The 20,935-nt window shown below is 71.6% G+C and carries 19 protein-coding genes; 4 read left to right on the top strand and 15 right to left on the bottom strand.

Annotated features, from left to right (window positions below; translation table 11 throughout):
* The coding region (locus H5J29_RS02655) for an FAD-binding and (Fe-S)-binding domain-containing protein (protein WP_181779282.1) at positions 1–1,695 on the top strand (1,695 nt) is incomplete at its 5' end.
* A 22-nt stretch (positions 1,696–1,717) separates the two neighbouring features.
* Here H5J29_RS02655 and H5J29_RS36085 read toward each other — a convergent pair.
* From H5J29_RS36085 to H5J29_RS02700, 9 genes are all read right to left on the bottom strand, one after another.
* A complete protein-coding gene (locus H5J29_RS36085) occupies positions 1,718–2,365 on the bottom strand; it encodes a TetR/AcrR family transcriptional regulator (protein WP_181779283.1) in 648 nt (215 codons plus the stop codon).
* Positions 2,366–2,371: 6 nt separating this feature from the next.
* Entirely contained in the window at positions 2,372–2,908 is a 537-nt protein-coding gene (locus tag H5J29_RS02665; RefSeq protein ID WP_181779284.1) for a TRAP transporter small permease, read from the bottom strand.
* Entirely contained in the window at positions 2,905–3,939 is a 1,035-nt protein-coding gene (locus tag H5J29_RS02670) for an alcohol dehydrogenase catalytic domain-containing protein (protein ID WP_181779285.1), read from the bottom strand. The genes H5J29_RS02665 and H5J29_RS02670 overlap by 4 nt, the downstream gene beginning before the upstream one ends.
* Positions 3,936–5,174, bottom strand: a complete 1,239-nt coding sequence (locus tag H5J29_RS02675) for a CaiB/BaiF CoA transferase family protein (protein WP_181779286.1) — start codon at positions 5,172–5,174, stop codon at positions 3,936–3,938. Before H5J29_RS02675 ends, H5J29_RS02670 begins: the two co-directional genes overlap by 4 nt.
* 16 nt (positions 5,175–5,190) lie before the next feature.
* Positions 5,191–6,633, bottom strand: coding sequence for a TRAP transporter large permease (locus tag H5J29_RS02680; protein WP_181779287.1), 1,443 nt, complete (start codon positions 6,631–6,633; stop codon positions 5,191–5,193).
* A gap of 75 nt (positions 6,634–6,708) precedes the next feature.
* The gene (gene dctP / locus H5J29_RS02685; protein WP_181779288.1) at positions 6,709–7,842 is read right to left on the bottom strand and encodes a TRAP transporter substrate-binding protein DctP; all 1,134 of its coding nucleotides are present in this window, start codon (positions 7,840–7,842) and stop codon (positions 6,709–6,711) included.
* Positions 7,843–7,877: 35 nt separating this feature from the next.
* Complete coding sequence (locus H5J29_RS02690; protein WP_181779289.1) at positions 7,878–8,711, bottom strand: phytanoyl-CoA dioxygenase family protein; 834 nt, start codon at positions 8,709–8,711, stop codon at positions 7,878–7,880.
* A 41-nt stretch (positions 8,712–8,752) separates the two neighbouring features.
* Positions 8,753–9,928: an LLM class flavin-dependent oxidoreductase gene (locus H5J29_RS02695; protein ID WP_181779290.1), complete on the bottom strand. Its 1,176-nt coding sequence runs from the start codon at positions 9,926–9,928 to the stop codon at positions 8,753–8,755.
* Between the two features lie 33 nt (positions 9,929–9,961).
* Positions 9,962–10,594 (bottom strand): TetR/AcrR family transcriptional regulator, encoded by a 633-nt coding sequence (locus tag H5J29_RS02700; protein ID WP_181779291.1) that lies wholly within the window; start codon positions 10,592–10,594, stop codon positions 9,962–9,964.
* A gap of 338 nt (positions 10,595–10,932) precedes the next feature.
* On the opposite strand from H5J29_RS02700, the gene H5J29_RS02705 reads away from it, so the two are divergent.
* Genes H5J29_RS02705 through H5J29_RS02715 form a run of 3 tightly spaced genes read left to right on the top strand, consistent with a single transcriptional unit; the run spans position 10,933 to position 14,383 of the window.
* Positions 10,933–12,762, top strand: a complete 1,830-nt coding sequence (locus tag H5J29_RS02705) for an acyclic terpene utilization AtuA family protein (RefSeq protein WP_181779292.1) — start codon at positions 10,933–10,935, stop codon at positions 12,760–12,762.
* Positions 12,759–13,523, top strand: coding sequence for an enoyl-CoA hydratase/isomerase family protein (locus H5J29_RS02710; protein ID WP_181779293.1), 765 nt, complete (start codon positions 12,759–12,761; stop codon positions 13,521–13,523). Before H5J29_RS02705 ends, H5J29_RS02710 begins: the two co-directional genes overlap by 4 nt.
* A 59-nt stretch (positions 13,524–13,582) precedes the next feature.
* Positions 13,583–14,383, top strand: coding sequence for an enoyl-CoA hydratase/isomerase family protein (locus H5J29_RS02715; protein WP_181779294.1), 801 nt, complete (start codon positions 13,583–13,585; stop codon positions 14,381–14,383).
* A 6-nt stretch (positions 14,384–14,389) separates the two neighbouring features.
* Here the strand turns inward: H5J29_RS02715 and H5J29_RS02720 are convergent, their stop codons facing one another.
* The 6 genes from H5J29_RS02720 to H5J29_RS02745 all read right to left on the bottom strand — a co-directional run.
* The gene (locus H5J29_RS02720; protein WP_181779295.1) at positions 14,390–14,806 is read right to left on the bottom strand and encodes a limonene-1,2-epoxide hydrolase family protein; all 417 of its coding nucleotides are present in this window, start codon (positions 14,804–14,806) and stop codon (positions 14,390–14,392) included.
* 89 nt (positions 14,807–14,895) lie between these two features.
* Complete coding sequence (locus H5J29_RS02725; RefSeq protein WP_181779296.1) at positions 14,896–16,218, bottom strand: CitMHS family transporter; 1,323 nt, start codon at positions 16,216–16,218, stop codon at positions 14,896–14,898.
* Positions 16,219–16,242: 24 nt separating this feature from the next.
* Positions 16,243–17,115, bottom strand: a complete 873-nt coding sequence (locus tag H5J29_RS02730; protein ID WP_181779297.1) for an HpcH/HpaI aldolase/citrate lyase family protein — start codon at positions 17,113–17,115, stop codon at positions 16,243–16,245.
* Positions 17,112–19,058: an acetoacetate--CoA ligase gene (locus H5J29_RS02735; protein WP_181779298.1), complete on the bottom strand. Its 1,947-nt coding sequence runs from the start codon at positions 19,056–19,058 to the stop codon at positions 17,112–17,114. Before H5J29_RS02735 ends, H5J29_RS02730 begins: the two co-directional genes overlap by 4 nt.
* Positions 19,058–20,272, bottom strand: coding sequence for a CaiB/BaiF CoA transferase family protein (locus H5J29_RS02740; protein ID WP_181779299.1), 1,215 nt, complete (start codon positions 20,270–20,272; stop codon positions 19,058–19,060). The genes H5J29_RS02735 and H5J29_RS02740 overlap by 1 nt, the downstream gene beginning before the upstream one ends.
* 68 nt (positions 20,273–20,340) lie before the next feature.
* Positions 20,341–20,935, bottom strand: a 595-nt coding sequence (locus H5J29_RS02745) for an SDR family NAD(P)-dependent oxidoreductase (RefSeq protein ID WP_181779300.1), incomplete at its 5' end; no start/stop codon positions are given.

Here is a 20,935-nt window from a genome sequence, read left to right on the forward strand (position 1 = left end):
TGGCCGGGGTGGGAGGACGCGGCGGTCCCGCCCGACCGCCTGGGCCGCTACCTCCGCGAGTTCGATGCGCTGGTCGGCGAGTTCGGGCTCACGTCGATGCCGTTCGGCCACTTCGGAGACGGCTGCATCCACGTGCGGCTCGACTTCCCCCTCCACTCGGCGGGCGGCGTCGCGCGGGTGACCGAGTTCCTGCGCGCCGCAGCGACACTCGTCGTCGGGCACGGCGGCTCGCTGTCGGGCGAGCACGGCGACGGGCGCGCTCGCAGCGAGCTGTTGTCGCTGATGTACTCGCCGGAGATGCTGCGGCTCTTCGGTGCGGTCAAGCACGTCTTCGATCCCGGCGCGCTGCTGAACCCGGGCGTGCTCGTGGACCCGGCGCCCGTGGGCGACTCGCTCCGGCTGCCCGCTCCGACACTTCGGGGCCCCGCCCTCACGCTGGCCTACAGCGGCGACTCGGGCGACTTCTCGCGCGCGGTGCACCGCTGCACTGGAGTGGGCAAGTGCCGCTCGACCGTCAGCCGCCCGGACAGCGTCATGTGTCCCTCGTACATCGCCACCGCGAACGAGCTCGACTCGACACGCGGTCGGGCCCGCGTCCTCCAGGAGCTCGTCAACGGCGAGCTCGTGGAGGGGTGGCGGTCCCCGGTGCTGCACGAGGCGCTCGACCTGTGTCTGGCCTGCAAGGGATGCGCCTCCGACTGCCCCACCGGGATCGACCTGGCCTCGTACAAGGCCGAGGCTCTGCACCAACGCCATCGCCGTCGGCTGCGCCCGCGCAGCCACTACTCGCTGGGGTGGCTGCCCCGCTGGGCCCGTCTCGCCGGCCGTCTCCCGCGCCTGGCCAACCGGGTGGCCGGGCTCCCACTCGTCGGCCGGGCCGCACTCGCGGTGGCGGGGGTCGACCGACGCCGGTCGGTCCCGCGCTTCGCCCCGAGCAGCTTCCGCAGGATGGACCGGAGGAACCGGAGCGGGTCCGAACGGGGACGGCCCGTGGTCGTCTTCGTCGACACGTTCAGCGACCACTTCTCCCCGACGGTCGTAGCAGACCTGGTGCGCGTCCTCGAGACGGCGGGATACCGGCCGATGCTGTCCTCTCCCGAGGTCTGTTGTGGGCTCACCTGGATCTCGACCGGACAGCTCACCGCGGCCCGCCGGATCCTCGGCCGCTCGATCGACCTGCTCGTCGAGGAGGTGCGGCGGGGCACGCCGATCGTGGGCGTCGAGCCGTCCTGCACCGCCGTGCTCCGGCACGACGCGCCGGAGCTGCTCGGCACGCCGGAGGCCCGCGAGGTCGCCGCGGCGACCCGGACGCTCGCCGAGCTCCTGGCCGAGACCCCCGACTGGTCGCCGCCCTCGCTGGCGGGCCTCACCGCCGTCGCCCAGCCCCACTGCCACCACCACGCGGTCATGGGCTGGGAGACCGACGCCCGGCTCCTCGCCGGCCTCGGCGCGACGGTCACCAGGGTCGGCGGATGCTGCGGGCTCGCCGGGAACTTCGGCGTCGAGCGCGGGCACTACGACATCTCGGTCGCCGTGGCCGGCCAGCAGCTGCTGCCGGCGGTGGAGGCGGCCCCACCCGACGACGTCGTGCTGGCCGACGGGTTCTCCTGCCGCACCCAGCTCGCCGACCTCACCGGCCGCCGGGCCCACCACCTCGCCGAGATCCTCGCCCGGAGGCTCCCGGGCGAGGACTGACGCGCGTGGGTCTCGCTCCCGATCAGCTCGGGGTGGGCTGGGTGGAATGGTCGGGGCCCGGCTGCGGGCAGCCTTTCTCGTGGGCGACCTCGTCGTAGGCCAGGATCCCGAGGGCGAATTCGGTCAGCACCCGCGACACGGACGACACGGTGTCCGGACCGCCCTGCCGGAACCAGCGGTTCGTCCCGATGCCCATCCACAGGATCGCTGGGGTGGCCAGGCGGCCATGCGCGGTCCGGAACATTCCCAGCTCGACGCCTTCCTCGATCGCCGAGGAGAAATGGTCCTGGTACTCGCCCTGCGACGCCTTCGTGACCCGACGGTGCACGTCCGAGAGGTGCTGCGTCTGTTGGGCCAGTACCCGGGCGCGCCAGGGATTCCGGACGTGGAACTCCACGTGGTCGCTGACGAGCACCGACATCCGGTCCACCGGGCAGAGACGCCCGGCGACCGCGCGTTCGGCCATACCGGTGAGCATGTCCGTGCATTCGCGGATGAGGTGCCAGAGCAGCTCTTCCTTGGACTCCGCGTAGTTGTAGATGTTCGCCGTGCTGACTCCCGCTGCCGAGGCGATGTCGCGCATCGACGTTCCGGCATAACCGCCCTCGGAGAACAGTTTCAGCGCGGTGTTGCGGATGATCGCGACGTTGTTGGTCGTCCTAGGCGGCACGCGGGGTCAACTTCCTGCAGCGAACTTCTCCGAGGTCATTCTCCACAGCTTCTCGACGACGACCAGTGTCAGGGTCACGAAACCGATCGCCACGACGATCCGCGCCGGGAACAACGGCCAGTGGATCAGACCGAAACGATACTCTCGGCTCGCGGTCGACTCCACCGCCCGCCCGACGCTCGCCCAAGCCAGCCACACGATCACGACGAGCATCGCGACCGTGCTGACGAGCCGCATCGAGAAGGCCACCGCGGGAGTGCAGCGCTCCGTCAGAACGGAGGTCCGGATCTGCTGGCCGGTGCGCTCCCCGTAGGCGAGGCCGAGGTAGGTCATCACGACGAGCATCGACTCGGCCACGTCGACCATGCCCGGCAGGCTCCCGCCGGTGACCGTCCGGGTCGCGACGTCGGCGACCACGGCGATCATGAGCACGACACCCGACGCCGCCGCGAGCACCGCGGAGGTCAGGGAGATGCCGCCCACGATCCTCCGGTAGGCCTCCAACGGCGTGTGGGTCGCGTGGTGCGGCTCGAGGGTTGTCACTGCTCTCCTCCGATGGTCAGCAGGGGCTTCACGGTCCGGCCGGACCGGGCGTCGGCGAGGGCCTGCTCGCAGCCGGTGAAGGCGTATCCGCGCACGAACTGCCGGACGTCGTCCGGTCGGTCGGCCAACAGCTCGCTCGCGGCGGCGTAGTCGCTCGGCCCCGAGGCCATGCTGAACAACAGGGAGAGCTCGCGGCGGGTGGCCGAGGCCAGGTCTCGGTCGAGGGGCTGGTCGCCGAGCCCGACGCTGCACAGGACGCCGCCGGGGGCGAGGCCGTCCAGGGCCGAGGCGAGCGCCGCGGCGGAACCGGATGCCTCGATCCACAGGGTGGCCCCGCTGGTCGGGGTGCCGGTGTCGCCGTCCCCACCGCCCACCACCCGGGTGGCCAGGCCCGCCGCGGAGGCCGCGGCGAGCCGCGTTGCCGCGTCCTGTGCGGTGCCCACCACGACCACGTCGTAGCCGCGTTCGCGCAGCAGGACCGCGGAGAACAGCCCGATCGCCCCGGGCCCGGTCACGACGGCCCGCCCCCGCGGGAGCCGTCGTCCGGACTCGGCCCGCTCGACGGCGTGGACGGCGACGCTCACCGGCTCGGTGAGCGCCGCCGACTCGAGCCCGACGCCGTCGGGCACCGGGATGGTGTGCCGGTCCGGCAGGACGACGAGATCGGCGAACCCGCCGTCGTAGCTGATGCCGGGCACCTCGCGGTCCGGGCAGAGGTTCGCCAGGCCGGCGGCGCAACTGGGGCAGGCGTCGCAGTTCTGGATCACCCGGGCCAATACCCGGCGTCCGATCCGGCCTGCCGGCACGCCCGCCCCGACGCCCACGACGACCCCGGAGAACTCGTGGCCGAGCACCAGCGGTGCGGGCAGCCCCCGGTAGTCACCCTCCGAGTAGTAGGCGTGGAGGTCGGTCCCGCAGATCCCGGCGAACGCGACCCGGACGAGGACCTCGCCCGGCCCGGGAACCGGTTCCGGCACGTCCGCCAGCCCGCACTTCCCGGGTTCCGGGTCACTGCGCAGCAGTGCCCTCACAGCACACCGGCCTCTCTGAGCTCGCCGATGCGTGCGTCGGACAGTCCGCAGAGCGCCCGCAGCACCGCGTCGGTGTCCTCACCGAGCTCACGCCCAGCCCAGCGGACCTCACCGGGGGTCTCGGAGAAACGCGGCACCACCCCCGGCATCGTGAGGGTCCCGATCCGGGCGTCCTCGATCTCGACGATGTTCTCCCGGGCGGCGTACTGCGGGTCCTTCATGATCTCGTCGGGCCGCAGGACGGGCCCGCACACGACCCCCGCGGCGGAGAGCAGCTCGATGACCCGCTCGGCGGGCTGGGCCGCACACCAGGCCTCCACCTCGTCCGTCAGCCTGCCGGCCGACGCGGTGGTGGCGGCCCCCGTCGTCACGGGTCGGCCGGACTCGGCGGCGAGGAACTCCGCGAGGCGCTGGATGGTCGCTGCCGTGGCAGCGGAGACCACGACGTAGCCCTCGTCGGAGGTACGGCAGATCGTGGTCACGAACGCCGCGTCGAACGGGAACTTCGGTCCGCTCCGGGTGATCGGGACGTCGCCGGTCACCGTGACGGGCAGCTGCCAGTCGATCAGCCGGAACACCGGCTCGTAGAGGCCGAGGTCGATGACCTGGCCCCCGGCGACCCCGGAGTCCTTGGCCCGCAGCGCGGCGAGCACCGCGAACGCACCCATCAGCCCGCACGTGGCATCGCCGAGCGAGTAGCCGGGATGGACCGGTGCTGTGGACGGGTCACCGGTCAGGTTCGTCGCGCCGCTGAACGCCTCGGCGATCTTGCCGAAGCCGCCCCGACCGGCGTAGGGCCCCGTCTGGCCGAACCCGGAGATCCGCAGGAGGACGAGATCGGGGTTCAGGGCCCGCAGCTCGTCCCAGCCGAGACCGAGCCGTTCCATGACCCCCGGTCGGAAGTTCTCGACGACGACGTCGGAGCGGGCGATGACGTCCCGGGCCAGGGCGAGGCCCTCGGGCTTCTGCAGGTCGATCGTGATCGACCGCTTGTTGCGGCCCGCGACCGACCACCAGAGCCCGACCCCACCCTTGCGCGGGCCCATTCCGCGCAGGCTGTCGCCGACGCCGGGGCGTTCGATCTTGATCACCTCGGCGCCGAGGTCGGCCAGCATCACTGTGGCGAAGGGACCTGCGACGGCGTGGCCGAACTCGACGACCCGCAGGCCTTGCAAGGGACCCGGCGCCTGCTCGGTGGCCGGGTGCGGGGGAGTGGTGTCCTGGGTGTGCGACATGGGTGAGCCTCCTCGGCTAGGTCACGTGGGCAGGGAGCCAGGTCACGAGCTCCGGGAAGGCGAAGAGCCCGGCCACCAGTACGAGGTCGATGACGACGAACGGCATGACGCCCTTGAACACGTCGACGACGTTCAGCTCCCGGACCGCTCCCGCCACGACGAACGAGATGATCCCGACGGGCGGGGTGATCATCCCGAGCGCCACGACCTTCACGATCAGGATCCCCACCCACACCGGGTCGAGACCGAACGCCAGCAGCACGGGGTGCAGGAACGGGACGACGATCGTCAGGATGGACAGCGTCTCCAGGAACATCCCGAGCGGGATGAGCAGGAGCAGCACGATCGCGAGCAGGAGTGGTCCGGGCACATCGAGCTGCGACATCCAGGCGGCCAGGCGCTGCGGGACCTTCGACACGACGAGCATCGACGAGAAGACCGCGGCGCCGAAGATGATCGCGACGACCATGCTGGTGGTGGCCGCGGCCTCGCTGAGCGAGCGCTTCAGCACGGTCCCGAGGGCGCGGCCCCCGTGTCCGCGGAAGTCGATCAGCAGCATGACCAGCGCCGCGGCGGCGCCGATGGCGCCGGACTCGGTCGGGGTGAACACCCCGGTGTAGATGCCGCCGATGACGATCCCGAACAGGATGGTGGCCTTGACCAGCCCTACGGTCATGTACCCGGCCGACGGTCGGGCCGGCGGTTCCAGGGCGGGCCCGTCCAGGTCGGGCGCCCTCGGCGACGGCGCAGGCTCGGACTCGGCCACGGTGGCGGCGGAGGGCGACGAGGGCGGCGGGCCGCCGCCCGCCGTCACGAGCTCGCTCGCCGGGCTCTCCACGGTGATGTGGCGGGACGCCTGCAGCGCCCGCACCATGATGTAGAGGCTGTAGACGATCGCGGACAGGATGCCCGGCACGATGCCTGCCACCAGCATCGCCGCGGTGGACTGCTGGGTCAGTACCGCGTAGATCACCAGGACGATCGACGGCGGGATGATGCAGTCGAGCGTCCCGCCGATCGCCGCGATGCCGCCCGCGAGGCGGCGGGAGTACCCCGCCGCGAGCATGCGGGGGACGGTGAGCCTCCCGATCGTGACGGCGGCCGCGGCCGTGGAGCCGGAGACGGCTCCGAAGACCGCGGACGCCCCCACCGTCGCCACGCCCAGGCCGCCCGGAGCCCTGCGGAGGATCCGCGCGGCGAAGGCGAAGATCTGGTCGGCGAACCTGCCGTGCAGCGCGAACGCTCCCAGCAGGATGTACATCGGGATCACCGTGAGCCCGTAGCTCGCGGTCGAGGTGAACGGGAGGGAGGCGAACGTCGCCGTCGTGACCTCGAAGCTGCGCAGCAGCACGAGCCCGACCCCGCCCGCGAAGATCATGGCGAAGGCGATCGGCATCTCAGCCGCGATCAGGACCAGCAGCACGGCGAAGGCGACCAGGACGATCATCGTCGCGTTCATCGGATCATCTCCGTCGGCTCGGATCAGGGCCGGGCCCCGCGCCGGCGGGGACCCCCGCCGGCGCGGGTCGGCCGCTCATGCGGCACCGCGTTCCTGGGCGAACCGCTTCGCACAGGTCACCTCGGCGTCCTCGACCGGGTTCTGGACCGCCCCGAGCTCGGCGACCCAGGCATCCCAGAGGCGGTCGGTGTCGGTGACCCCGGCGTTCGTGGCCGTGGACTTCCAGCCCTTCTCGATGTCCGGCAGCACCCGGTCACGCCACTCGGCGGTGGCGGCGTCGGACCACACCGTGTACGACTCGAGGTCGGTCTTGAGGATCTGGTCGCAGATGCCGCTGATCGTCTGGTTCAGCGACCGCACCGCTTCTCCGGTGGACAGCTCCCGGCTCACCTCGTCGACGACTCGGCGGGCGTCCTCGTCCATCGACTCGTAGACGCCCTGGTTGATGACCAGGTTGATGGGCGAGAAGCCGCCGACGTTCGGGTCGCTGAGGTGGTCGACCTGCTCGTAGAGGTTGTAGTTGACGTTGGAGGCGAGATCGAGGCCGTATCCGCTGATCACGCCCCGCTGCAGGGACTCGTAGACCTCGTTGACGGTGAGTGTCACCGGGTTGCCGCCTGCGGCGCGGATGGCGTTGATCATCGCGTCCCCGGTCGCCCGGAGACTCTTGCCGCGCAGGTCGGCCATCGAGGCGATCGGTTCCTGGGATCCCAGGACCAGCCGCACGCTCCACAGACCGAGCAGGTGCATCCCGGCCGTCTCGTACTCCTGCTGGAGGGCGGGCTCCTTCTGGTAGAGCTCGTAGAAGGCCTGCGTCTTCTCGTCCGTCGAGTTGGCGACGAACGGGACCGCGGAGACCAACGTGATCGGCAGCTTCTGCGGCTCGTAGGTCGGCGAGCTGAAGACCACGTCGGCCCGGCCGTCGCTCACGCACTGGTACAGCTCGGCTGCGGGGCACCCCGCCTCGAGCCAGTTCCGGGTGAAGGTGATCCGACCGGCCGAGCGCTGCTCGACCTGGGACATGAACCACTCGCTCACCCGGGCGCTGGGATTCGTCTCCGGGGCGAAGGAGCTGAAGGTGAGGTCGTAGGTGTCCGTGCTCCCCGCCCCGCTCGAGGAACCGGACGAACATCCGGTGAAGGCCAGTGCGGCCGCGAGGCCTGCGGCGACGAGTGCCGGGACCCGGCCGCCGAATCGCGTGAATCGCATGCTCTGCTCCTTTGCAGACCCTGCGCCCCGTCTGGTCAGACGCTCGGGACGATGGGGAACAACGTGGTGGGGAAGGCGGTGTTGAGCTGCAGCGGCATTCCGTCGGTGACTGCGGACGGGGCGCCGGTGAACAGACACCGGCTGTCCATGTAGAGGGTCGCGAGGCCGAGCCGGGTGTCCGACGAGGCGTTGATGCCGGCTCCGTGGACCGTCAGGTCGTGGTGGATGGTGGCGTCGCCCGCGCGCAGCGACGGGGCCGGGCTGACCTTCCAGTCGAGCTTGCGCTCCATCTCGGTGACGCGGTCGTAGCCCTTGATGAACGTGCGGTCGCGGCCGAGCGACCCCTCCCGGTGGGTTCCGGAGACGAACTGCAGTGTCCCCGTCTCGGCGGGCAGGTCGCCGAGGGCGATCCAGATGGTGAGTGACCCGCTGCGGTCGACCGGGATGTACGGGTAGTCCTGGTGCAGGGTCGTGACCCCGCCGCCGCCGGACTCGGGCTTCTTCTCGAACAGGCTGGTGCGGAAGAGCTGCACCTCCGGCACGTCGAGCAGTCGGCGGACTACCGAGCCCACCCGCCTGCACCGCGTCGCCCGGGTGAACTCCTCGGTGAGGCTGTTCTCGCGGTGGATGAGGTGCTGCTTCCGATATTCGGGGTCGGAGGTGTAGTTCTGCTTCTCGATGTCGAGGGCCTCGAGCTCGGCGGCCTTGTCCTCGGGCTCGAGGGAGAGGAACCGCTCACGCAGCAGGAGGGCGACCTCGCGGGGGATGACCTCGTTCACCCGGGTCCAGCCGTGCTCGTGGTAGTGCTCGACGGTGTCGGCGGACAGCGTGATCGTCTCGTCCAGGCCGCTCATCAGGGTGGGCGTCATTGCCGGTCCTTCCTCGTGGTGATGGGGGTGGGTCGTGGGGGTCAGCTGCCGACCGCGGCTTCGCGCTCGCGGTTCCACTGCGCGGTGGCGGCGACCCGTGCGGCCGCGGTCGCTGAGCGGTTCGAGTGGGACTCGGCCACCACGTGGTCGTAGGAGGTGACGACGGGGGCGAGGGTGCCGTCGAAGTGCGGCATGACCTCCTCGGCGAACAGCTCGTAGCTGCGCAGGGTGGCGGGCCAGTTCGCGAAGTCCGCGCCCTGGAACAGGTAGGTGCCGAATCCGCCGGAGCGCTCGAGCAGCCTGCGGATCTGGGTCGCCGCCATGTCCGGGGTACCGATCACGCCCCGCCCGGTGTCGTTGATCAGGTCGGCGAGCTCGTCGGTCGTGTCCGGCACCGCGACGGCCGAGGGGGAGATGTGGGAGAAGTAGCCGTACTGCCAGCGCAGCCCGTAGGCGCAGTCCGCCCTGGCCTGCGCCGCGGTCTCGGCGAGGTGCATGGGCCCCATCAGTCGCCACGAGGAGCGGTCGACGACGTGTCCGGTCCGAGCCGCCTCCTCCTGGACGATGTCCCAGTGCACCGGTAGCTGGTCGTTGCCGGTCGGGTCGGTCGCCGCCAGCGACAGCAGACCCAGCCCGTGGCGCCCGGCGAGCTTGGGGCCCGAGGGCGACACCGTGCCGACCACGGACACGTCGATGTCACCGCCGAACGGGGTCAGCTGCAGGACGGCGTCCTGGAGGGTGAGCCAGTCCGCCTTGTGGCTGACGGTCTCACCGGCGAGTAGCCGCAGGATGATGTCGAGCGACTCCTCCATTCGCGGCCGGAGCTGGGTGGCCTCCAGCCCGAACATCGCGGCGTCGGTCGGCAGCTGGCCGGGGCCCGCGCCGAACATGACCCGACCACGCGTCATGTGCGTGAGCTGCACGATCCGGGCGGCGACCTGGAAGGGATGGTGGTACGGCAACGACACGACGCCGGTGCCGAGCCTGATCCGGGTCGTCCGCTCGGCCGCCGCGGCGATCAGGAGCTCGGGCGAGGCGACGATCTCCGAGCCGCCGGAGTGGTGCTCACCGAACCAGATCTCGTCGAAGCCGAGCTGGTCCAGGTGGACGGCGAGCTCGACGGCCCGCCGGATCGCGACGGTCGGGTTGAGACCGACGACGTTCTGCGGCGGGACGAACACGCCGAACTTGAGAGGACTGTCCTGCGTCGTTGCCATGGGGCCTTCTCCTTGGGTCGAGGGGGGTCGCGCCTACCGTCGGGTCGGGTGCCCCCGGTCGGTGCAGGCTCGGTCGTGGGCATCCGGATCGAACGCGACCAGCCGCAGTGCGAGTCGGCCGTAGACCTCGCCGATCTCGGCGACCGAGAGCTCGCCGCCCGGCCGATACCAGACCCCGACGCCGAAGCCCATCTCGAGCATCGAGAACGCGGCGTAGCGCTCCAGCTCTGGATCGAAGAACTCCAGTCCGCCGCCCGCTCGGATCACCTCCCGGAAGATCTGCTCGTACCGGTCCTTCAGCTCGGTGATCTCGCGCCGGTGCGGCGGGGTGAGGTGCTGGAGCTCGGTGTTGCCGATGCGGGCCGGCCGCGGATGGAGTGCGTGATAGGTCGCATGGGCGCCGGCGGCGGCGCTCAGCTGCGCCGCCGGGCACCGGGACCGCCCGACCGCGGCCCGGGCGTCGGTGAGGAGGCCACGCAGGGTCGTGGCCGTGACGCGCCAGAGCAGCTCCTCCTTCGAGGTCGTGTAGTTGTACAGGCCCGCCGAGCTGACCCCGGCGCTACGGGCGAGATCGCGCATCGAGGTTCCGGCGAAGCCTTGTGTCGCGAAGAGCTGCCGCGCGGCGTCCTCGATGGCGCCGCTCGCCCGTTCCGCGTTGCGTGACATGACGGTGCCTCCTTCGGGTCGGCCGTGGTCGTGGAGAGGGCGCGAGAGCCGGTGATGTCCGGCCGAGCAGATCCGGGAGGCGCCGCAGAAACACGAACGTCCGTAATCTAACAGCGAGCCTTGCCAGTGTCCAGCACCACATCAACGCCGCGGTATAGGTCGCTGAACTGGTAATTCGTTGTTGTCTTGACGGGCGCGATGAACGGGTCGTAGCTTCTACGAACGATCGTTCAGAGTTTCTCGGTAGGCCCGCAGCGTCTGCTCCGCAGCATTCGATCGCTGTGTCGAGGCCGCCGTGGTCCGGTCGCCCGTGCCGTCCAGAGCGAAGGAGCTCTCCCATGACAGGACCGACAACAGCCGGTGTGCGCATCGGCTCGTTCGCCGCCTTCTACGGGGACCGGCGTGGCGCGCTCGCCCGGTTCCGAGACGAGCAGGTGGACGTCCTGGTCGGCGACTACCTCGCCGAGCTGACCATGCTGGTGCTGAAGAAGAACATGCTGCGCGGCAAGCCCGGCTACGCGACGGGGTTCGTCGACCAGCTCCGACCCGAGCTCACCTGGATCGCGGAGCAGGGCGTCAAGGTCGTGGTGAACGCGGGCGGGCTCGACCCGGTCGGGTGCGCGGCCGAGGTCGAGCGACTCTGCCGCGAGCAGGGTCTGGCCCTGCGGGTGGCCGCCGTGACCGGGGACGACCTGACCGGCTCGGTGAGCGAGCTGCGGGCGGCCGGGCACACCTTCACCAACATCGACACCGCGGCGGACCTCGAGATCGACACCGACCAGGTGCTGACCGCGAACGCCTACCTCGGGGCCTGGCCCATCGTCGCGGCGTTGCGGGCGGGCGCAGACATCGTGATCGCGCCCCGGGTCACCGACGCGGCCCTGGTCATGGCCCCGCCGGCGTGGCACTTCGGCTGGTCCGAGTCGGACTACGACCGGCTCGCGGGCGCACTCGCCGCCGGGCACGCCATCGAGTGTGGCGCCCAGGCGACCGGCGGGAACTTCTGCTTCTTCGCCGAACACGGCGATCTCGGCATCCCCGGCATGCCGATCGCGGAGATCCGCGAGGACGGGTCCTCCGTGATCACCAAGACCTCGGGCTCGGGCGGTCTCGTCACCGTCGACACCGTGACCGCCCAGATGCTCTACGAGGTCAGCGGGCCGGACTACCACAATCCTGACGTCATCGTGGACTGGCGGACCGTCCGGATCGACCCGGAGGGGCTCGACCGGGTCCTCGTGCACGGGGTCGAGGGCCGCGCGCCGACCGGGGTCACGAAGCTCTCGCTGTCCTACGAGGGCGGGTATCGCAACAGCATGACCGTCGGGTTGACCGGGCCGGACAAGGCGGCCAAGATCGCCTGGATCGAGCGGCAGTTCGCGGAGTACGTGGGTGCTCCGGCGGACTTCGACGAGCTGCGGGTGTCCGTGGTCGGGAGCCTCGCCGCGGATGCGCCCAGCTACGAGGCCGCCAGTGCCTGGATGACGATCGCGGCGCGCGACACGGACCGTGCGCGGGTCAGCCGGGCGAACTTCTCGGACCGGATCGTCGAGCTGGGGGTGTCCAGCATCCCCGGGTGCTACTTCACCACGCCGCCGCTCCCCGAGCGGCTGGTCGGAGTGCAGTGGCCGTGCCTGGTCCCGAAGTCCGCGATCCGTCCGGCGATGGTGCTCGACGGTCGGGCCGTCGAGATCCCCTGGGGGCCGGTGGCCGAGGCCGAGGCGCTGCCGATCCACCGAGCGCAGGTGCGGTCCGACGAGGGCGGCCACGATGGCCGCGAGGCCGTCGAGCTCGTCCCCGTCATGTTCGGCGACATCCTCGGTGCGCGGTCCGGGGACAAGGCGGGCGCCGCGAACCTCGGCGTGTGGGTGCGTGAGCAGACGACGTACGACTGGCTCCGGAGCTGGCTCACCGTGTCGCGGCTGCGCGAGCTGCTGCCGGAGCTGGCCGAGCTCGAGGTCGTCCGGCACGAGTTCCCGCTGATGCGGGGGATGAACTTCATGGTCTACGGCTTCCTCGGCCAAGGGGTGTCGGCCTGTCTGCGGATCGACCCGCAGGCCAAGGGGCTCGGCGAGTACCTGCGCGCCAAGCAGGTCGCCGTGCCCGCCGACCTGCTGTCGGTCGCGCCGGAGCCGCGGGCGGCCGTGGCGGTCGGAGGGGCGTCGTGAGCGAGGAGATCGTCGTCACGGTCGAGGGCCGGGTGCACGAGATCCGGATCAACCGGCCCGAGAAGCGCAACGCCCTGAACCGGGCGGCTCGGGAGGGGCTCTTCGCCGCGTTCCGCGCCGCCCAGGCCGACGACACCTGCCGGGCGGTGATCGTCACCGGCACCGGGGACGTCAGCTTCTGCGCCGGCGCGGACCTGGTCGAGATGTCCCGCACCGGTCTGACGGTGCCGCCCAAGGACTTCACCCCCCGGCTGGGAACGAACGTGCAGCTCGACAAACCGGTCATCGCCGCCGTCAACGGGGCCGCCTTCGCAGGCGGCTTCCTGTTGGCTCAGATGGCCGACCTCTGCGTCGCCTCGGAGAACGCCAGCTTCGCGATCACCGAGGCCAAATGGGGCCGCGGCGCACCGTGGGCCATCCCGCTGGCGGACATGATCCCCCGGCGAGCGCTGAACGAGCTGCTGCTCACGGCCCTGCCGGTCACTGCCCGACGGGCCGAGGTGCTGGGCCTGGTCAACGACGTCGTCCCGGCGGACCGGCTGCTGCCCCGGGCCCGCGAGCTCGCGCAGGCGATCTGCCGCAACGCCCCGCTGACGATCGCGGCGCACCTGAAGATGGTGAAGCTCAGCGGCGAGATGGGCCGGGTCGCCGCGGAGGCCGTCGCCGACGAGCTGTTCCGCAGTGTCTACGAGAGTCGCGACGCCCAGGAGGGACCCGCCGCCTTCCGCGAGCGCCGTGAACCCGTCTGGCAGGGGCGCTGAACCCCCGTGCACTTGTCGACCTCACTCCTGACCCCTCCGAACCGCAAGGGACGCAACCGATGACGACGACGAACGGCACCGTTCGGGGCACGATCGTGGAGGAGCGCTTCGGCCACGTGGTCCGGCTGCGCTTCGACAGCCCGGCCCGCCGCAACCCCCTCAGCTTCTCCGTGGCCGAGGACCTGGTGGCGCGGTTCGCCCGGCTCGAGGCCGACGAGGAGGTCCGCGCGGTGATCCTCACCGGCACCGGCCCCGCGTTCTGTGTCGGAGGGGATCAGGCGGACTTCGCCCAGGCGCTGGGCAAGCCGATGACCGAGCTCCTCGACAGCTACCCGCCCGTCGAGCTGTTCCGCTTGGCCCGCTCGCTGCACACACCGCTGATCGCGGCGGTCAACGGCACGGCCATGGGCGGCGGGATGGGGCTCACCTGCATGGCGCACATCGCGATCGCGGCCGACAACGCCACCTTCGGCATCCCGGAGGTGAAGCTCGGGATCTTCCCGCTCACGATCCTGCCCCTCGTCCGGCCGGTCCTGGGGGACCGGCGCACGATGGAGCTGGCGCTGACCGGCCGGAGCCTGGACGCGGCAGAGGCGCTGCAGCTCGGCGTGGTGCAGCAGGTCGTGCCGGGGGAGGAGCTCCAGGACCAGGCGCTCGAGATCGCGCAGCGGATCGCGACGTTCAGCCCGCTGGCCGTGCGGCTCGGCATCACCGCGTTCAACGACTCGACGGACATGGCCTTCGACAACGCGATGGACCACCTGAACATGGTGCGCGCCATCGCGTTCAGCAGCGAGGACCTCAACGAGGGGTCGCGGGCGTTCCTCGAGAAGCGGGCTCCGGTGTGGAAAGGGCGGTGAGGCGGGTCAGCCGAAGGAGAGGCCCGTGCCCTTCTCCACGCTCGCCAGGTCGAAGTAGTCCCGCCACGCCACGATGAGCCCGTTGTCGTCGAACTCCATCGCGCCCGTCACCGGCAGGTCGAAGGTGCGGCCGTCCTGCAGCTTCAGGATGTCGATCCGCTCGCTGAGGACGAGCCTGCCGGTCGTGGCGATCGCGGTGGTGATGATGTCGAGGCCGACGGCCTGGAAGTACGGCCGCAGGAAGCCCTCGATGGCCGCCTTTCCCTCGAGCGGGGCGAGGGGGACGTTGTGGTAGACGGCGTCCGGCGCGAAGTAGGGGAGCAGCGCGTCGGCGTCCGAGGTGGACCAGGCGGCGAAGAACTCGAGGGACCGCTTCTCCAGCTCGGTGGTCGCCTCGACGGACGGGGTGGCGTTCGTGCTCATGCGGTGCTCCGTGGGGTCGTGAACGGCGGACCACGAGCAGACCATCTCCGTGGGGCGGGCGGCCCTCGCAGAAGTGCCAGTGTCCGGGCTCAGACCGAGATCGCGCCGGTCGCGAGGGCGGCGACCGTCATCACGACGGTGGTGCCGAAGGCCCAGCCGAAGATGTAGCGCTGGTGGCGCTGCAGCTCCACATTGCTCAGGCCGAGCAGGATGAAGGTCGCGGCGGCGAGGGGGCTCACCGGGAAGCCGGTCGTGCCGTTGCCCAGCAGCGCGGCCCGGCCGATCTCGGCGGGGTCGCCGCCGAAGGAGGCGGCGGTCTCCGCGAGCACCGGGACGACGCCGAAGTAGTAGGCGTCCGCCGTCATCACCATCGACAACGGCATCGACGTGAGGGCGGTGATCACCGGGAGTGCGCCCGCCGCCGAGTCCGGGACCCACGACACGAGGGTCTCCGCGATCGCGGTGATCATGCCGGTGCCGGTCAGGATCCCGGTGAGCACGCCCGCCGCGAGCACCATCATCACGACCATGACCACGTTGCCGCCGTGGCGCTGCATCAGCTCCTGCTGGTCCGACCAGTGCGGCAGGTTGACGATCAGCGCGAGGGCGAACGCCACCGCGAAGGCGACCTCGAGCGGGACCAGCTGCAGGAGCAGGATCACGAGCAGGACCAGCGTCAGCACCACGTTGAACACACGAACGACGGGGCGCACGCGGATGGTCGGGCTCGCGTCGGTCACCACGCCGCCCACGGCCTCCGGGCCGCGACCGCCTGCGGGCTCGTCGAGCGAGAGCGTGCCGATCCGCCGGGCCTCGCGGCGGCCGAGGAACCAGGCGACGGCGATGACCCAGACCGCGCCCGCCGCCATCGGGACCAGCAGCGGGATGAACAGGTCGCCGCTGGTCATGTCCAGCGCCGCCATGGCCCGCGCGGTCGGGCCGCCCCACGGGATGATGTTCATCATCCCGGCCGCGAGGGCGATGATCCCCGTCATCACCACGGGCCGCATGCCGATCCGGCGGTAGATCGGCAGCAACGCGGTGACCGTGATCAGGAAGGTCGACGTCCCGTCCCCGTCCAGGGCGACCAGTAGCGTGATCACCGCCGTGCCGACGGCGACCTTCGTGGGGCTGCCGCCCGCCCACCGCAGGACCCGGCGGATCACCGGGTCGAACAGGCCGACGTCGACCATGAGGCTGAAGTAGAGGACGGCGAACGCGATCATGATCGCGACGGGTGCCACCTTGAGCAGGCCGTCGCCGATCATCTCGCCCATGTCACCCGCCCAGCCGCCCGCGACGGCGAACACCACGGGCACCAGGATCAGGGCGACCGGGACGGACACCCGGCGGACGAACATCGTGAGCGCCAGGAACGTCAGGATCGTGGCGAAGCCCAGTGCGGCGACCATGCGGCACCTCTCTCGGGGTCGGGATCAGCCGCGGTAGCGGGCGAGCCTGCGGCGGGCGGTGGCCGCCATCGCCTCGTCGATCATGTTCCCGTCGAAGACGACGGCGCCCCGGCCCGCGGCCGCGCCCTCCTCCATGGCGGCGACGAGGGCGGCGTCGGCGTCGAGCTCGGCGGCGGACGGGGTGAAGGCCTCGTTGACGATCGCGACGTGCGAGGGGTGGATCGCGACCATCCCCTCGTAGCCCAGGCCGCGGCTCTGGGCGGCGAAGGCCCGCAGACCGTCGAGGTCCTTGATCTCCGACCACATCCCGGTGACGGGGTTGGGCACGCCCGCGGCCCGCACGTCCAGCAGCACCTGGCTCCGCAGGGCGAGGGTCTCGGTGCCCTCCGGGGTCCAGCGGTAGCCCAGCGAGCGTTCGACGTCCCCGCCCTTGACCCCCAGCCCTCCCATGTAGACGGTGCGGGTGGAGGCGCGGGCGAGGTCGTAGGCCTGGCGGATGCCCGCGGCGGTCTCCAGCACCGGGACCAGGCCGATCGTGCCGACGACGAGCCCGGCGTCGGCCTCGAACCAGCCGAGGAGCCGGTCGACGACGTGGACGTCCGCGACCGACTCGATCTTCGGCACCATGACCGCGGTCAGCGCGGGGCCGACGATCGCGGACAGGTCGTCGAGGGCGCCGCGGTCGTGCAACCCGTTGACGCGCACCACGATCGGCAGCTCAGGGTTCCCGGCGGCGAGCAGCTCCGCGACCTCGGCGCGGGCCGCGGACCTGTCGGCGGCGGCCACGGCGTCCTCGAGGTCGAGGATCACCGCGTCCGCGCCGGCCGCCACCGCCTTCGGCACCCACGCCGTGCGGTTGCCCGGGACGAACAGGAGCGACCTGACCGGCGGGGTCATCGGCGCACCTGCCCGGCGTACCACTCCAGCAGCTCCGGCTCGGCCACCGAGCCCGGGTCGACGATGCCCGCGCCTGCACCCTGCAGCATGCGTTTCACCGGCACCTCCAGCTTCTTGCCCGTGCGGGTGTGGGGGATGCCCGGGGCGACCCGGACCTCGTCCGGGACGTGGCGCGGGGAGGCCTTCTCGCGGACGGCCGTGCGGATCCGGTCGGTCAGCTCGGCGTCGAGCTCCACGCCGGGAGCGAGCACGACGAACAGCGGCATCCAGTACCCGCCGCCGGGCTGCTCGACGCCGAGGACGAGGGAGTCGACGATCTCCGGCACCGCCTCCAGCGCCCGGTAGATCTCGGCGCTGCCCATTCGGATCCCGTTGCGGTTCAACGTGGAGTCCGAGCGCCCGTGCACGACCACCGAGCCGTGCCCGGTGACGGTGATCCAGTCCCCGTGGCGCCACGCGCCGGGGATGTCGTCGAAGTAGGCGGCGCGGTAGCGGGCACCGTCCGGGTCGTTCCAGAAGTACAGGGGCATGGACGGCGTGGGCGCGGTGACCACGAGCTCGCCGACCTGGTCGACCACCGGACGGTGCCGCTCGTCGAACGCGGCGAGCGCGACCCCGAGGCTGCGCACCGAGATCTCGCCCGGCCACACCGAGACGGTGGGGGCGCCGCCCGCGAAGGCGCTGCAGACGTCCGTGCCGCCGGAGGTCGAGGCGACCATGACCTCGGCGCCCACGTGGTCGTGCACCCAGTGGTAGGCCTCGGGGGGCAGGACCGAGCCGGTGGAGCCGAGCACGCGCAGCGCGGACAGGTCCTGCTCCACGGCGGGCTCGACGCCCTTCGTCTCGCACGCGCGCAGGTAGGCGGGGCTGGTGCCGAGCACGGTCACCCGCTGCTCGGCGGCCACCCGCCACAGGTCACCCGGCTCGGGATAGCCGGGGTTGCCGTCGTGGCAGACGATCGTGGCGCCCAGCAGCAGGCCCGAGACCTGCATGTTCCACATCGTCCAGCTCGGTGAGGTGAACCAGAGGAAGGTGTCCTCGGGTCCGATGTCGAGGTGCAGCGCGTGGTTCTTGACGTGCTCCAGCACGATGCCGCCGTGGCCGTGCACGATCCCCTTCGGTGCACCCGTGGTGCCGGAGGAGAACAGCACCCACAGGGGATGGTCGAAGGGGACGGGCTCGGTGCGCAGGTCGTGCTCGCCCGCGGTGGCATCGGCCCAGTCGACGGCGTCGGGCACACCGACACCGAGCCGCGTCACCCCGACGACGGTGCGCAGGGTCGGCAGCCCGGCCCGCAGCGTGGCCACGGCCTCGCGTCGGTCGTACTCGCGGCCGGAGTGCCGGTAGCCGTCCGCGGTGACCAGCGCGACGGGATCGAGCTGGCCCAGCCGGTCGACGGCGGCCTCCGCGGGATACTCCTGCCCACAGCTCGCCCAGGTGGCGCCGAGGCTCGCCGCGGCCAGGAAGGCCACGACCGCCTCGACGACGTCCGGTGTGTACCCGACGACCCGGTCGCCACTGTGGACACCGGCCTCCCGCAGGGTGTGCACCAGCGCCGCGACCTGACGACGCAGCTCGGGCCAGCTGAGCGAGACCGTCTCGACGTCGTCCCCGACCCCGACCACCGCCGGGCCGGAGCCGCGTTCGTGGCCGAAGACCTGGTCGACGTAGTTCAGCGTGGCGCCGGGGAACCACCGCGCGCCGGGCATCGCCGCGTCGGCGAGAACGGTGTCGGGGAGAGCGGTGTCCGCGCCGGTCAGGGGCACCGCGAAGTACTCGGCCACGTCCGCCCAGAACTCCTCGGGACGCTCCACCGACCACGTCCACAGTGCGTCGTAGTCCGCCCCGTCGATCCCACGCCGCCCGGCGACCCAGCGGCCGAACCGGGCGAGGTGGGAGCCCTCGAGCTGGGCCGGGCCCGGGGTCCAGATCGGGTCCGTCATCAGATGACCCCTCCGGCCCGCAGCTCGGCGACGCGCTCGGCCGCGAGCCCGAGCCAGTCGCCGTAGACGAGGTCGTTGTCCTCACCCAGCGCAGCGCCGGTGCGCCAGACCGAACCCGGGTCGGTGCGGAAGTGGGGGAGCGCGGCCTGCATGCGGACCTCGCCCAGGTCCGCGTCCGGCACGGTGACGATGTCGCCGCGCTCGGCGTAGATCGGGTCCGCGGCGATGTCGGCCATGTCGTACACCCGGGAGGCGACGACGTCCGCGGCCACCAGCGCCGCGACGGCCTCCTCGGCGGGGCGGTCGGCGATCCACTTCTCCAGCGCGGCGTCGATCTCGGCGCGCGCGGCGGTCTGGGCCGCGGTGTCGGCGAGGGCCTCGGTGTCCATCCCGAGCAGCCTGACGATGTTGACCACCGACCGGGGCGTGCCGGAGGTGACGGTGACCCACGCGTCGTCGGCGCTGCGGTAGCAGCCGATCACCGCCGCGGGTGCCACGGCCAGGGCGTTGCCGGTGCGCTGGGGCACCGTGCCGAGCTGGTCGTGCAGGATCACCTGCCACTCGACCAGCCGGAACAGCGGCTCGAACAGGGCGAGGTCGATCCACTCGCCCTGCCGCTCCGGGTGGTTCGCCCGGCGGACCAACGCGGCGGAGACGGCGAAGGCGGCCATCAGCCCGGTGACGGCGTCCCCGTGCGAGAAACCGGTGTGCACCGGCGGACCGTCGGGGAAGCCGGTCAGGTGCACCAGGCCGCTGCGCGCCTCGCCCATCTTGCCGAAGCCGGGGCTGTCTCGGAGCGTGGTGTTCTCGCCGTAGCCGGAGATCTGCAGCAGGACCGCCGACGGGTTGGTCCGGTGTACGGAGTCCCAGTCCAGGCCGAACCGCTCGACGGTCTTGGCGCGGAAGGTCACGATCACCACGTCGGCCCACTCCACGAGCCGCTGCACGAGCTCGGCCGCGGAGTCCGACCGCATGTCGAGGGTGGCCGAGCGCTTGTTGCGCCCCAGGACCTTCCACCACAGGTGGTGCCCGTCCCTGGCCGGGCCCATCCGGCGGGCGCTGTCCCCGGTACCGGGCGGCTCGACGTGGATGACGTCGGCGCCCATGTCCGCCATCAGCGTGCCGCACAGCGGACCCGCGATCACCTGGGCGAACTCGACCACCTTGATCCCGGCGAGCGGGCCCCCCGACGGTCCCTGCGCAACGGTGCTCATGTCCGGTCCTCCCTGATCGCCACTTCGTGGTGATTTCACCACAATGTGGCGCAGGAGCCAACCCCGGGTCAGGCCATGCGGGCACCGTCGACGGTCAGCGCCGTCCCGCTGACGAAGCCGGCCTCGGCGCTCAGCAGGAAGCACACCGCGCCGACGACCTCGTCGACCCGCGCGTAGCGGCCGCCGTCGAACGCGCCGGGCACGGCACGGCCCGAACGGCCCCGACCGGCGTCGAGCGAGGACATCATCCGGCCCTCGACCGGGCCGGGGCAGACGGCGTTGACGCGGACGCCGCGCTCGGCCTGCTCCAGCGCCGCGGTGCGGGTCAGCCCGAGGACCGCGTGCTTGGAGGCGACGTAGGCGCTCACGCCGGGTGAGCCGCGCAGCGACGCGAGGCTCCCGGTGTTCACCACCGCGCCGCCCCGCGGGACGCGGGGCAGCACGTACTTGAGGCCGAGGAAGACCCCGCGGACGTTGACCGCCTGGACCCGGTCGAAGTCCTCGACCGCGAGGTCCTCCAGCCGGGCCACCCGCCCCTCGATCCCGGCGTTGTTGACGAACAGGTCGATCCTGCCGCCGCCCAGCGCGGCCGCGGCCTCCGCATAGGCCGCGACCGCCGCCGGGTGAACATCATCATCCGGACGACCCAGAAGAACAGGATGT

The organism is Pseudonocardia pini, from assembly GCF_013870575.1.
In the GTDB taxonomy this organism is placed as follows: domain Bacteria; phylum Actinomycetota; class Actinomycetes; order Mycobacteriales; family Pseudonocardiaceae; genus Pseudonocardia; species Pseudonocardia pini.